The following is a 12,645-nucleotide window of genomic DNA, read 5'->3' on the forward strand; positions in this document are numbered from 1 at the left end:
CCTATTTCTTGATTAGGCCAAGCCGTTCGAATTCTTCCAGCGGCGCCTCGATCTCCTTCATTTTTTTAACCAGCTTTTCAATCATGGCTTTTTCAATTTCTGGATCAGTCAACGGATTTTCTTGCTTTGGATCCTTTTTCATATCAAACAGCAAATTTCCGATTCCGTAAGAATTAATATAGTTTTCAACAGGCAGCTGCAATACGGGCATGCCGTTGGTAAAGCGATTTCCCGGGACCAGTTTCACTTGCGATAAGGAATCATCGGTAAAGAAGCCCCTCATTCTTGTCATCGCCAGCGTCTGATTAACCAAAGGTCCGTTATCCGGTTTGGCCGAGCTGCGCATATACACGTACCTGCCGTCATACACGCCAACATGTCCGCCATTGACCCCAAAAAGAATTTCAGCATGATGACCCATTTCCTCTTTGATCATGGAGATTAAAGACCTGCCGTCACGATGGTAATCATCGGAAATATTGAAATAATCCAACAGGGTTGCCGCAATGTCTACGGTTTGACACAATCCATCGTAAACTTTCCCGTCATTATAATCTTCTCCGGGGATATGCATAAAGAACGGAAGATGGATAATTTCTTCATACATGGGTGCAATATTTTTGCCCAGCCAGTCATGTTCTCCCAGCAGGAAGCCGTGATCCGTATTGACGATAACCAAGGTATCTTCCCACATGTTGTGATCATCCAAAAAGTCCAGCACCCGGCCCAAATGATAATCACACATGCTCAGCAATGCAGCATATTCTTTTCTCATCCCGTCGATTTGTTCATGATTACTGTCCGAATCGATTTTTTGATACTTTGGCCAAAAGGGGATGTCATTATCTTCCTTGCAATCATATAGCTGCCGATACTTCTCCGGAACATAAAAAGGCTCATGGGGATCGAAGCATTCCATTTGCAAAAACCAGTTATCCTTATCATGATGGTGAGCAAGAAAATCCAAGCCGGCCTGAATCGTTTGAACGCTGGACATGTCCTCTTCGTTTACTTGTCTGGTTCTGTTGGCGTAATGCTGTACTGCCGAAATTCCTGTTTTATTGAAAGGGTTTTGATTATCCATGGACATTGCTTGGCTGCGCGGAACCCAACGGTCGCCTTCCTGCCCCCTAAACCCTTCCCACGTCGAATAACGGTTATGGTACGTAGCTCCGCCATCCTCGAAATAATGAGAATGATCCGTGACCAGATGACAGTAAACCCCCGCTTCCTGCAGCCTCTCAAAAACCGAGTTATCAAAGCTTTCCAGCGGCCCCCAGCCACGATGCAGGAAATTATATCTCCCTGTATGCAGTTCTCTTCTTGCCGGCATGCACGGCATGCTTCCGCCATAAAAGTTGGCAAAAGTCACGGTTTTCTCTCTTAAACGTTCAAAGTTAGGCGCTTTTACCCAATCGTTTCCATAGTTAGGCAAAAAACTGCGGGTTAATGTATCAAACATAATCATAAGAGCTCTCATGGTTTCTCCATCCTTTTGAGTTGCTTCTTTATTTTCACGGCGGTTATTTAACGGCATTTACGCTTTTGCTGTCATTCCAGAAGACAAGGGTAAGCAAACAAGTGACGATAAAGGCCATCGTAATTCCGATAACAGCCCCGAAAAAGCCCATGTCGAAGTTCCCGTGGTTAATGTAGTTCGGCAACGCCAAAATTCCCATACCGCCGACCACATAAGCTTTGGAGCCCAGAAATCCCATGACCCCTCCACCGATGGAAGCCCCTGCAAGAGTAAAGATAAAAGGATACTTATTGGGTAACGTTATACCATAAATGGCCGGTTCCGATATGCCGAAAATCCCCGTCGCAAAACATGGAACGCATAGCGTCTTCAGCTTGGAGTTTTTGGTTTTCAAAAAGACGCCCAGCACCGCACCCAATGTGGCGAATGGCGTGCCCAGCATCAAAGCCAGAAGCGGATCGAAGCCAAATTGGGCTATCGTAATTAAGCTAATAGGTATCAATCCCCAATGCAGGCCGAACATCACAAACACCTGCCATAATCCGCCGATAAACAAACCCGCAAGCGTTGGATTCAAATCATATGCTCCCTTGGCCAAAAAGCCCAATATAGCTCCTAACCAGGTCGCCGCAGGACCAATAATTAAAAAAGTGAGCGGAACAATAATAATCAGAGTGGCAAAAGGCACCATAAACATTTGAATCACCTTGGGCAGAACCCTTTTTAACCATTTCTCGATTTTGGCGGCAAAGAAAACGGCTATGATTGAAGGAATGACCGACTGCGCATACTTCATTAACAAAATCGGTACTCCGAACACCTCAAAGTATACAGGCGCCTGAAAAATCGTTCCCTCAAAGAGGGTATAGATCGGTTTTCCTTCACTCAGTAAAGCGGTCAAACTTGGATAGACCAGGGAAGCTCCGATGATGATGCCCAAAATGGGCGACAATCCAAACTTGTTTGCGGAAGTATAGGCCAAGATAATCGGGAAGAAATAAAAGAAGGTATCCCCAATCGCCCATAATAAAATATAAGCCCCGGATTGCGCGGACAATACGTTCGTGGCCAATAAGACCGCCGCCAAGCCTTTGGCGATGCCTGAAGCTGCTAAAAGACCTAATGCCGGTGTGAATACGCCCGAGATCACATTGATAAAGCGATCAAGTACCTTTGCCTTCTTGTCGGGTTTTTGAGCGGCTGACGCACCTTCGCCTTCGGATAAAGCATCACCGCCGCCTTGTTGTCTTGCCTTCACCACTTCCTTATATACATCGGCTACATGCGGCCCAATGACAACTTGATATTGTCCTCCGCTTTTTACAACCGTTACTACTCCATCTAATTTCTTTAAATCTTCTGTCTGTGCCTGTCCGTCGTCATGTAATTTAAACCTTAAGCGTGTCGCGCAGTGTTCCAAACTTGAAATGTTGCCGGACCCGCCTACGTTTTTAATGATTTCCTTAGCCAGTGCTTCATAGCTCATCCTGTTTGCTCCTTCCGCAGCTGCAAGTAGTTCTAATCCGGATTAGTCGAACCATTGCCTTTAAGCAAGCGCTTACGATAAACTTAGTATAAAGTCGCTGCAAACGAAAAAAAACACTTTCAAAGAACCTTGGGAAATTGTCCAACATTCAGAAAATGATTGGGAAAGAAAGGATTTACGATGAAGTTTGAAAAAATCTTAGAGAAACATTATGCCAAACTAAATGAATTGGATCACCAAATCGCTGCTTTTATTCTGAGCCACAAAGCGGAGATTTCTAACCTCAGTATTGTGGAATTGGCTGAAAAAAGCTTTACCTCCAAGTCCTCCATCTTCAGATTTGTACAAAAGCTGGGCTTTTCAGGCTACTCGGAATTTAAATATCTGATTCAATGGGACAATCACAATAATCAGACTTCTCCGGTCATTCCGATTGAGCATGTTGGGCAGCAATTGATTCATATCTTGAATAAAACAAAGCAAATGGATTTACCAAAGCTGTATGACAAAATCTATAATAGTAAGCGGATTTATTTGCTGTCTACAGGATTGAGCCAGCAGCTTCAGGCCCAGGTGCTGCAACGCAATTTCTTAAAAATGGGCATCAGCATGAGCCTGATCCCTTTAGACATCGGAACTCATTTAACAAGCGCGGTCATCGAAAAATTGGAACCCGAGGATCTGTTGATCGTATTTTCATTTTCCGGCGAAAATCATGCCATGAAAGAAGCCTTGGCCATACCTTTACTTAAAAAAATTCCGGTTATATCCTTTACAAACACCAGTCAAAACTGGCTTAGTCATCATTCTGTCTTTAATATTTCAACTTATTCTGAAGACTCTGATGAGACTCATTTTACCTCCAGTTTCATACACAATATTATTGATTTAATTACATTTGAGTTTGAGCAATATCTTAAGGAGAAAATGAGTGCGCGTTTAAAATAAAATACTGTGTTCTTTTTTATGTGTTTCCTTCGCATACTTCCTCCTTTCAGTGCTGCCGCTACGCATTAAGCTATTTACCGCTCACTTCTCATCCATCAGCTCTTGGCTAAGTCTCATAATCTGCGGAGCCAACTTCTCGCGCTGCTTTTTCGTGATGAAGTTGAACAGCGGATAGGCTAGAGCTACGCCCGCGATACCGATGACACCGACGACGATCCCCGGAATCAGCATGGCGTTTATCCAAAGCAACGTGCAGCATAGTCCAACGCCAATGAGCAGCACGCCGATCGCCCCGACTATGATCGAAATGATGGTTCCGGGTGTTTCAGTGCTTTTATCCAGCTTGCGCAACTGTTCCATCTTGTTTTCTTCTTTGGGGATATACTTTTGACGGATGCTGTTCACTTCCTCCTGTTGCTTTGCGGAATACATATAGGTAAAAGTTTTGTTTTCGTTTTCCATGTCCAATGCCTCCCTTTAGGTAAATGATGAAGCTATATTTCAGAATGAGCGAGCGATATTTAGATGGATATTTTTAAATCGCATCCTCGGTTCCTCTCCTCAGCCTAACAAGGAAGGTGCTTCCCTTTCCCGGTTCGCTTTCCACCAAAATTTCGCCGCCGACAATATCAATGACACGTTTAACAAGGGCAAGTCCAAGGCCGTTGCCCTGCATTGCATGGGATTTGTCGCCCTGATAGAACTTCTCAAAAATGTGCTTTCCTACCTCCGGGCTGATCCCGCAGCCTGTATCCGATACCTTGACCACGGCCCAATTTTCTTCCGCTGTCAGACTGACGCTCACTTTACCGCCCGGCTCGGTAAACTTCACGGCATTGGAAAAAAGGTTGTTCCACACCAGCGTCAAAAGTTCTGCATCCGCTTCAACCGCGATGTCTTCCTCAATGTCTATGCCGATCTCCAACGTTTTCTTTTCCCATGTGTTTTCAAACCCCAACAGGCATTCGCGAAGCTGCTCGCCCAGGTTGTATTTTTGGGTTTCTGGAAAAATCCGTTGATTTTCCAGCTTATTCAGTTTCAAAATGTTGGTGATCAAGTCCGACAGCCGCCGGGAAGCTAATGTGAGCGTTTTGGCATATTCCATCCGCTTCTCTTCCGGCAGAGCAGGGGTTTGCAGCATGGTCGAATAATTTTGGATCACAGCCAGCGGTGTCTTCAGTTCGTGGGAGACATTGGCGATAAAGTCCGTACGCAATGTTTCGATACCGGAGAGTTCTTTCGCCATTTGATTCAAATTTTCGATAATGATATCGAATTCATTTCTGCTATTCGGTCCATGAATGGGCTGGATACGTGTCTTGAAATCGCCCTTAGTGATGCGGCGCGCGGCTTTCAGAATTCGTTTTACGGGACGCTCTACGGTAAATTTCCGGCGGATACCGTCAACCAGGCAAAAGAGTGCACTCAGGAAAACCACATTCGCAAAGGTCATTGGTGCGCTGCGCGAGATTACCGCCTCCGGAAGATCCAATCCCGCAAAAAACAGCAGGAAACAGCAGCTGACCACAAAGGAGATCACCAGGAAAAAGAACAGATAATGCCAAGGAGAAAACAGGCTGCGGGTCACCCGTATGTCTGAATCGTACCCTTTCATTTCACCACCGCCTTGTATCCCAGCCCATGCACGGTAACGATTTCAAAGTCCCTGCATTCAGAAAATTTGTCCCGCAGTTTTGTCATGTACACATCCACGGTTCTGGGGCCGGAGGAGGTGTCGGAATCCCAGAACTCGTCCATCAACTGCGAACGGGTAAATGTTTTCTTCGGATAGGACAACAGCTTGTACAGCAGGTTGAACTCGCGGACGGTTAATGGGATTTACTCGTCCTTCAAATAGGCCGTATATTCCTCGCTATCCAGGGTCAGGCTCCCGATTTCCAGCCGTTTGCTGGACGCGATCTTTGCTCTGCGCAGCAGGGCGCCAAGTCGCAAGACCAGTTCGTCCAGGTCGATGGGTTTTACCATGTAATCATCGATCCCCGCACGAAATCCCCGCTGTTTGGAAGCAAAATCATCCCGCGCCGTCATGAAGAGAATCGGGATCTCTTGATTCAGGCTCCTGATGCTTTCGGCAAATTCAAAGCCGTCCGTCCCTGGCATCATGATGTCGGAGACGATCAGATCGAACAGATTTCCGTACATGGCGTCATATGCTTCATTGGCGTTCAGGCACCCCAGAGCCTGATACCCATTCTGATTCAAATAAGAGCAGACAGCGTGATTTAACTCCCTGTCATCTTCCACAACCAATATTTTAAACATAGGCCACGCCCCCATGAATTTTCTCCTATTATAACAGAGAGATATTAAAGTTATGTTTGCGGTTTCCCCCTTGCATTAAGCAACTTCAAAAAAAATAAAGCCGATGCGCGTGATCAATACACGCACCGGCTTACTTCCGTTACTGGCTGTTGGAAATCAGCTTAAGTTTTGCCATCATCGGCTAGTCTGTTTTATTGTCTTATCTAATTTCAGAGTTGGTTTTAAAACGAATCAATAAAATTAATGAATACCGCCGCCATCGGTATAGAGATGCAGGTCGGTTACCATTAATTTACCATCTACCTCTCCAAAGGTATTATATTCTGTCACAATCATACTAATTGTTGTATCAGGTGAAGCCTTTGGTGTTAGGTACATATAATAAATCAGTGTCGCTGTATTTCCATCCACAGTAATATTCATAATTGGTCCCATTTCCATATCGAATTGGTCACGTTGAGATTTCATCGCAACTCTGTAATCGCTGTACTTCTGCTTTTCGCCACCAATAGCTGTAATATCAGCGTTCTCAGCATATAAGCCATCCGCAATCTTTAACCAAGACTCATAGTCTGGTTGCCAATTTCCCCACCAATTAAATAAAGTTAATTTGATTTGATCAGAAAGTTCCTTTGAATCTCCGTATAATTTTTCTGCTTCTTTTTGGGAAGTCAAGCGCAACTCCTTGCTATTGTCCTTGGTTACTTCATTCATTTCGTAAATTACCTCGTGGGATTGTGAAAGAACTTCACTTCTTGTTGACTCATTTGCACTCTGGCTTGATACATTTGAACTACATGCTACTAAGCCAAAAACAAGAGTAGTTGCCGCAAATAATAAACCGATTTTTTTGAATGTTTTAGTCATTTTTTTCTCCTTAGAAGGTTATTGAACAGGCCAATTCAACCACTTGCGTGCAGTTCCGCCAAGTATAGCCGCACGCTCCTGGTCGGACAGTTTAAAATTCCCCTTAACTCCGTACAGGATCTCTGACCAGTTTTCTCCCCGCTGATTGACCGAAAAGTCGCTGGCCCACATGATCCGATCCGCGCCAAAGCTTGAAATTGCCTTGCGCAGAAGGGGCTGCAGGTCCTCACCGGGGTAGACCGGGGTGTCGAACATTTCTGAAGCGTGGGACCATTTCAGCGCAATATTAGGAAATGTAGAAAGCGCCAGCACTTTATCAAACAAGGCCTGCTGTTCCTCCGGGGAACGCGCCGGGACGGCACCGCCGAACATCGTACGCATAGCATTGCTGTAAAGTCCGATATGATCAACAATGATGCGCAGGTTGGGGAATTTCTTTGCAGCATCAGCGATGAGTTCAGGATGATCGGGCAGGTAAAGAAACAGCGGAAGACCGGCTTTTTCGGTAGCCGCCAGGATATGATCATACTCGCCGTCGGCAAAGGCTTGCGTATCTTTGAGCGTCATGCCGGGAATAATTCTTATCCCGCGTCCGGATGGCGCATCACGGACCATCCGAATGATAGCTGCGTATTCCGGGTCCATTCTATCTACCCTGAGAACCCACGAGAAGCGTTCGGGGTAGAGTTGGGCAGCCAGCTCGGCCGTTGGGTTGATAGGCCGGATCGCCCCCTCCGATAGATCATGATGGGGTTTATAATCCGTACCCGGCAGCCAAAATTCATCAATCAGCACAGATTGAATCCCCATCGCATCCATCGCAGCCAGCGTTTCCTCGATCCCGCCTGGCCCAATATGGATTTGCGTGTCAACCACATCCAACGCCGGCGCGCTCTGCCGCTCATCCGACTTTTTTTCGGACCCCTTAGTTTCAGCTTTAGTATCCATAGTTTTGGCAGCGGAAATGGAAGCACTGCTCCAAGCGTTGAACGAAAAGACCACCGTTAACAACAGAAGGAGTGGCATCATCCGTCTCTTTTTTGTATCCTCCATAAAAACCTCCATTTTAGAGTTTTGAGCTTTCGCCATGCGATGATAACCGGCATTGCTTCGTTACAGGCTGTTTTCAAATCAGCTCAAGTCTTGTAAAGCCCATCTGGGCACTTAAGCCAGTCTTCGTAACCGGGCTTCCATTCCTCCCAGGCGCGATGCAGACGATTTTTGATTTTTTCTTCGAAGTTTGTTTTCCAAATGAATCATCCTTTCGTTCTGATGCCTGTATTGTATTGTGCAGTTGTTTTTAAGTTGATTACGAAATGTTTAAGATATATTAAAGTTAGTAATATCCTTGATGGCAGGTTCCAAAATTCAAAAAGCTCCTGAATCTCCACAAAGGGAAACTCAAGAGCTCTTTCATTTGTTAAAGGCTGACGAGAGGAATCGAACCTCCAGGGGGGGTAATATAGCTGGAAGGTGTAGTAAAAGTGAGATCAACAGGTCAAGAAATCGTAAAAATAATCACAAAGCCTATGAACTTACATTAAACATTCTATTTTCAGAATCAACCCAACCTGTCTGCACCTTGCAATTGAAATATCGGACATCATTCAGAACTTGAAAAACCCCCGGTTGAACAATAAATTTCACGGCAATTTCCCCTTTATGTGTTAGATTACAGTTTTTATCAAAAACCACAGAATTGGCACAAATAAGGATGGCAACATGTTCAGAGCCTTACAATCCTTAATTTTCAAGATGGAAAGACCTGAGCTAAAGATTAGGAAACCACCTACAAGCGAGATTTCAGTTAATAATTCTGCAGAAAAACTCGATAAATATCCTGAAAAGAGATATATCCCCCCTTGCCATAAAAATAACAGTACTGCAGATAAAGCAATCCCAATTCCATAGGTTGATGCCAAAACCAGCGAAGTGACAAAGTCCAGTGTAGCATTTGTATACAAATAGGTGTTGTCGCCATGAAGAGCACTTTCCATCGGGCCCAAAATGGATAATGTTCCAACACAAAACAACAATATTGCCGTGGAAAGTCCTGGCCCAATATTTCCTATTGTAAAACTCGCAGTAAGTTTTTCAAACTTTTCATGCAAACTCAACATGGAGCCTATCAGACTTCCTGCTGCCAGACTGATAATAAACATCACTGGGAAATGGCTGTTGGGCATATTTTGAACAATAGCGTGAATGCCTAGACCACAGGCTGCAAGTCCCATAGCGTTATATAATGCATTTTGATGTTTTTCCCCTATTCCTTTCTTCAAACATGCTCCAACTGCACTGCCGATCAAAATAGCAGCAGTGTTTACAATGGTACCTAACATTAATCCTCCTCCTTTTTTGAAACACAATAAACCCTCCAATAGTTGGAGGGTCAAGTTGTTTTATATGGAATTTGTATTTCGGTAGTAAATTTTGAAGGATCGTTGGTGAGTCCGTAATCTATTAAAGCAAATTCAAATGAATCTCCTGCGAGAACATATCCCTTTTGTTCCATGTACTGAAACATTTTGACGTAGGCCGGCTCCGCATCCTTGTGTGTACCATGAAAGCGCAGGGTAAGATAACATCCGCCCGGCAGACAACATGTGTCTTTCACATCATCATCCCCTGGCTCAAGAACAACAAAAATGGCAGAAAATTTATCAAAATTCCGTTTCAATAGATTTTCGGATGAAATCGAGACACCGACCTTTCCGAGAAACATAACGGAGTTGAGAGAATTCTTTTGCTCCAATTCTCGGATAGGATGTTCCAAATCCTCTGCAACGGAGATTTCTTTCTTCAGCATGACAAGCGTCCTGTCGTCCAATGTGCGCTCTTCTATTCTGCCGTATTCAGTTTGTGAGGCATCTTCAATTTGCTGAATCCGACTGTAAATCTTCTTTTCTATCCGATCCAGTCGTTTCCGTTCCTCATCTACCTGTCTTTTTTGTTCCATAAGAATTTCAAGCATTTTTTTATCGTCGCGATTATCAAAAAACTCGCGGATAATAGGAAGCGGCACATTTAAAGAGCGAAGATAACGGATCGTATTCAGGCACTCAAATTGACGTGTAGAATAATACCGGTAACCATTCTCTTCATTGATAAACTCCGGCTTCAGCAAGGATATTTTGTCATAATGCCGAAGCAGGCGGACATCTATATTAAACAGTTTGGAAACTTCTCCTATTGAAAATAGTTCATTCATAATGTACCTCTTTTTTATATATGGATAAAGTTACAATACCATGCTAGAGTGCAAAATAAAAACCCTTCTCGAAAGAAAAGTTTGGTTTAACGAAGCGGCTGCTGAAGCCGATGAAAAAGCAGTTTGACAATCCATTCACCAAATCCTATAATTTAATAGTAATATTTACGATTAAGCAACTTACCCTATTTGAAGGAGTGAATTAGATGGCAACCTTACAAGATCCTCGCATCCCTGTTACGGTCTTGACGGGGTTTCTCGGCGCCGGAAAAACGACCCTGTTGAATCATGTGTTAACCGCAGAACACGGCCAGAAAATCGCGGTCATCGTCAACGAATTCGGAGAAGTCGGCATCGACAACCAACTTGTCGTTGGCGCAGATGAAGAAATATTTGAAATGAACAACGGCTGTATTTGCTGTACGGTCCGGGGCGATCTTATCCGCATTCTCGCTGATTTGAAAAATGCGAAGCTCGGAAAGGGCGGTCGCCGTCAAGCCGATTTCGACCGCGTCCTGATCGAAACCACCGGTTTGGCCGATCCCGCCCCGGTGGCGCAAACCTTTTTCGTTGACGACGAAGTTGCCGATTTCTACAAGCTGGACGCGATCGTCACGGTGGTGGACGCCAAGCATGCCGGACAACATCTGGATGAGGGCCATGAAGCGCAAGAACAAGTCGCCTTTGCCGATGTACTGCTGCTCAACAAAACGGACCTCGTTTCCGAAGAAGAGCTTGAGCAGTTGGAAGGGCGCCTGCACGCGATGAACCATGCGGCCAAGATCTACCGTACGCAGCAATCGCAAATTGAAATCGACCGCATCCTGGGCATAGGCGCTTTCGATTTGGAGAAGAAACTGGAGGTTGAACCCGGATTTCTGGAAGAAGAACACCACGATCACGATGACGAGGTTTTCTCCGTGTTTTTCCGCGAATCCCGCCCGCTCGATTTGAAAAAGGTGGAACGTTTCATTAACGAATGGCTGATCGAACATGGCGTGGACACGTTCCGCTACAAAGGGGTCCTCAATATCAAAGGCAGCAAAAAAAGAGTGGTTTTCCAAGGCATTCACATGCTGTTCGGCGCGTATCCGGACCGGGACTGGAAACCCGATGAGGTGCCGGCCAGCGAATTCGTTGTGATCGGGCGAAATTTGGACGAGGAATGGTTCCGCAAGCAGTTTGCCGCCTGCGTAGCCGACTAAATCGGATTGGTGTAAAAAAGAAGCGAACACGCTAACGTGCCGCTTCTTTTTGTTTTCTGATTAGCTTATGCAGACCTAACGGCTTCCTCCAATTTCCTAAGCAGAACCTGCTTTGAAAAATGCTCCCCGATAAAAACGGCCACGTCTTGAACTTGACCTTGCGGCCGGATCGAAATCAGTTCCAATTGCCCATAGGCAAATTGAAACATCACCCGTTCCCCGGTTTCCTTGGATGTAAAAATGCCTTTTGCCCGGTAAACCCCCTTGGGCAGTTCCCTCATCACCCGCTCCAACTGGCCGCCATCGATCGGTTCCGGAAAATAGTGTGAACACACCATGACATGATCGTAGGAATGATGGTGTCCGGAATGGCCGTGACTGTGTCCATGCTCATGCTCATGTTCATGCTCTTGTTCACGTTCATGATCGTGCTCATGTTCGTGCCTATGGTCGTCAGGATTGCCGCCGCCGGGCCGCTCCTCCCGTACTGCAAGCAAGCGATCGATCGCGCCATCTTCGGCTTTCTCCGCAAGCAGCCGCAACCAAACGGCTTCGTCCATGTCGCAATAAGCTGCCGTTACGATCGGAGCGAACGGGTTCAACTCGGTCATGATCTTCCGAATTTCCTCCAATTCTTCCGTACCTGCCAGGTCGCTTTTGTTCAGGACAAGCATCGACGCGCACCGGATTTGATCCGTCATCAACCGGTAGGTTTTGCCCTTTCCTCCGCGGGAGCGATGCAGAACATGCGCCGCGTCTACGACGGTAATCATCGCCCGGATCTCGATAGGGGTAAGCAAAGCCGCTTCCGTGATCGCGTCCAAGATTTCAATCGGGTTGGCAACCCCCGTTGCTTCAATGAGAATCAGATCGGGGGACGCTTCATGAATCAGCCGCCTGGTTTCCATGGCCAAGTCGCCGCGAATCGTGCAGCAGATGCAGCCGCTAAGCATTTCGCTCATCGGTACCGCCCCATCCACCAGTTGGCCGTCCAAATTGACATCGCCCACTTCATTCATGATCACGGCAGGCTTGATCCCCTTCTTTAAACAGTCATCCAGCATTCGGGTCAGCAAGGTCGTTTTCCCGCTTCCCAGGAACCCCGACAATATCAGAATCGGAACGATTTTCATCTTGTATGCTCCCCCTTTCGCCGCGAATCACA

Annotated in this window: 13 protein-coding genes; 2 read left to right on the forward strand and 11 right to left on the reverse strand. The window is 45.8% G+C overall.

Going from position 1 to position 12,645, the window contains the following annotated elements:
• Position 1: 1 nt before the first annotated feature.
• Positions 2-1,537 carry a sulfatase-like hydrolase/transferase gene (locus tag NYE74_RS24745; protein WP_316560981.1) on the reverse strand — a complete coding sequence of 512 codons (1,536 nt, stop codon included), beginning with the start codon at positions 1,535-1,537 and terminating at the stop codon, positions 2-4.
• Positions 1,524-2,966, reverse strand: coding sequence for a PTS transporter subunit EIIC (locus NYE74_RS24750; protein ID WP_316560982.1), 1,443 nt, complete (start codon positions 2,964-2,966; stop codon positions 1,524-1,526). The genes NYE74_RS24745 and NYE74_RS24750 overlap by 14 nt, the downstream gene beginning before the upstream one ends.
• A gap of 180 nt (positions 2,967-3,146) precedes the next feature.
• Here NYE74_RS24750 and NYE74_RS24755 point away from each other — a divergent pair, with 180 nt between their 5' ends.
• On the forward strand, positions 3,147-3,914 hold the full coding sequence (locus NYE74_RS24755; RefSeq protein ID WP_036624130.1) for a MurR/RpiR family transcriptional regulator: 768 nt from the start codon (positions 3,147-3,149) through the stop codon (positions 3,912-3,914).
• 81 nt (positions 3,915-3,995) lie between these two features.
• On the opposite strand, the gene NYE74_RS24760 is transcribed toward NYE74_RS24755, so the two are convergent.
• The 8 genes from NYE74_RS24760 to NYE74_RS24795 form a co-directional block, all read right to left on the reverse strand.
• A complete protein-coding gene (locus NYE74_RS24760; RefSeq protein WP_036624131.1) occupies positions 3,996-4,376 on the reverse strand; it encodes a hypothetical protein in 381 nt (126 codons plus the stop codon).
• Positions 4,377-4,449: 73 nt separating this feature from the next.
• The gene (locus tag NYE74_RS24765; RefSeq protein ID WP_124331581.1) at positions 4,450-5,529 is read right to left on the reverse strand and encodes a HAMP domain-containing sensor histidine kinase; all 1,080 of its coding nucleotides are present in this window, start codon (positions 5,527-5,529) and stop codon (positions 4,450-4,452) included.
• The gene (locus NYE74_RS24770) at positions 5,526-5,753 is read right to left on the reverse strand and encodes a winged helix-turn-helix domain-containing protein (RefSeq protein WP_341005325.1); all 228 of its coding nucleotides are present in this window, start codon (positions 5,751-5,753) and stop codon (positions 5,526-5,528) included. Before NYE74_RS24770 ends, NYE74_RS24765 begins: the two co-directional genes overlap by 4 nt.
• Positions 5,754-6,197 (reverse strand): response regulator transcription factor, encoded by a 444-nt coding sequence (locus tag NYE74_RS24775; protein WP_341005233.1) that lies wholly within the window; start codon positions 6,195-6,197, stop codon positions 5,754-5,756.
• A 240-nt stretch (positions 6,198-6,437) separates the two neighbouring features.
• Positions 6,438-7,064, reverse strand: coding sequence for a hypothetical protein (locus tag NYE74_RS24780; protein WP_036624133.1), 627 nt, complete (start codon positions 7,062-7,064; stop codon positions 6,438-6,440).
• Positions 7,065-7,082: 18 nt separating this feature from the next.
• Positions 7,083-8,117, reverse strand: a complete 1,035-nt coding sequence (locus tag NYE74_RS24785; protein WP_170179960.1) for an amidohydrolase family protein — start codon at positions 8,115-8,117, stop codon at positions 7,083-7,085.
• 614 nt (positions 8,118-8,731) lie between these two features.
• Entirely contained in the window at positions 8,732-9,406 is a 675-nt protein-coding gene (locus tag NYE74_RS24790; RefSeq protein WP_124331583.1) for a DUF554 domain-containing protein, read from the reverse strand.
• Between the two features lie 50 nt (positions 9,407-9,456).
• Positions 9,457-10,275 carry a MerR family transcriptional regulator gene (locus NYE74_RS24795; protein WP_036624136.1) on the reverse strand — a complete coding sequence of 273 codons (819 nt, stop codon included), beginning with the start codon at positions 10,273-10,275 and terminating at the stop codon, positions 9,457-9,459.
• A gap of 206 nt (positions 10,276-10,481) precedes the next feature.
• Here NYE74_RS24795 and NYE74_RS24800 point away from each other — a divergent pair, with 206 nt between their 5' ends.
• Entirely contained in the window at positions 10,482-11,480 is a 999-nt protein-coding gene (locus tag NYE74_RS24800) for a CobW family GTP-binding protein (protein WP_124331584.1), read from the forward strand.
• A gap of 65 nt (positions 11,481-11,545) precedes the next feature.
• Here the strand turns inward: NYE74_RS24800 and NYE74_RS24805 are convergent, their stop codons facing one another.
• Positions 11,546-12,613, reverse strand: a complete 1,068-nt coding sequence (locus tag NYE74_RS24805; protein ID WP_341005235.1) for a CobW family GTP-binding protein — start codon at positions 12,611-12,613, stop codon at positions 11,546-11,548.
• Positions 12,614-12,645: the final 32 nt, after the last annotated feature.

It is taken from the genome of Paenibacillus sp. FSL P4-0127, from assembly GCF_038007325.1.
In the GTDB taxonomy this organism is placed as follows: domain Bacteria; phylum Bacillota; class Bacilli; order Paenibacillales; family Paenibacillaceae; genus Fontibacillus; species Fontibacillus macerans.

What these genes read in the sequence shown, in the direction of transcription:
- NYE74_RS24785 (WP_170179960.1), bottom strand. Translation starts at nt 8,117, where the DNA reads ATGGAGGATACAAAAAAGAGACGGATGATGCCACTCCTTCTGTTGTTA.
- NYE74_RS24760 (WP_036624131.1), bottom strand. Translation starts at nt 4,376, where the DNA reads ATGGAAAACGAAAACAAAACTTTTACCTATATGTATTCCGCAAAGCAA.
- NYE74_RS24765 (WP_124331581.1), bottom strand. Translation starts at nt 5,529, where the DNA reads ATGAAAGGGTACGATTCAGACATACGGGTGACCCGCAGCCTGTTTTCT.
- NYE74_RS24790 (WP_124331583.1), bottom strand. Translation starts at nt 9,406, where the DNA reads ATGTTAGGTACCATTGTAAACACTGCTGCTATTTTGATCGGCAGTGCA.
- NYE74_RS24775 (WP_341005233.1), bottom strand. Translation starts at nt 6,197, where the DNA reads ATGTTTAAAATATTGGTTGTGGAAGATGACAGGGAGTTAAATCACGCT.
- NYE74_RS24755 (WP_036624130.1), top strand. Translation starts at nt 3,147, where the DNA reads ATGAAGTTTGAAAAAATCTTAGAGAAACATTATGCCAAACTAAATGAA.
- NYE74_RS24750 (WP_316560982.1), bottom strand. Translation starts at nt 2,966, where the DNA reads ATGAGCTATGAAGCACTGGCTAAGGAAATCATTAAAAACGTAGGCGGG.
- NYE74_RS24800 (WP_124331584.1), top strand. Translation starts at nt 10,482, where the DNA reads ATGGCAACCTTACAAGATCCTCGCATCCCTGTTACGGTCTTGACGGGG.
- NYE74_RS24805 (WP_341005235.1), bottom strand. Translation starts at nt 12,613, where the DNA reads ATGAAAATCGTTCCGATTCTGATATTGTCGGGGTTCCTGGGAAGCGGG.
- NYE74_RS24780 (WP_036624133.1), bottom strand. Translation starts at nt 7,064, where the DNA reads ATGACTAAAACATTCAAAAAAATCGGTTTATTATTTGCGGCAACTACT.
- NYE74_RS24795 (WP_036624136.1), bottom strand. Translation starts at nt 10,275, where the DNA reads ATGAATGAACTATTTTCAATAGGAGAAGTTTCCAAACTGTTTAATATA.
- NYE74_RS24745 (WP_316560981.1), bottom strand. Translation starts at nt 1,537, where the DNA reads ATGCCGTTAAATAACCGCCGTGAAAATAAAGAAGCAACTCAAAAGGAT.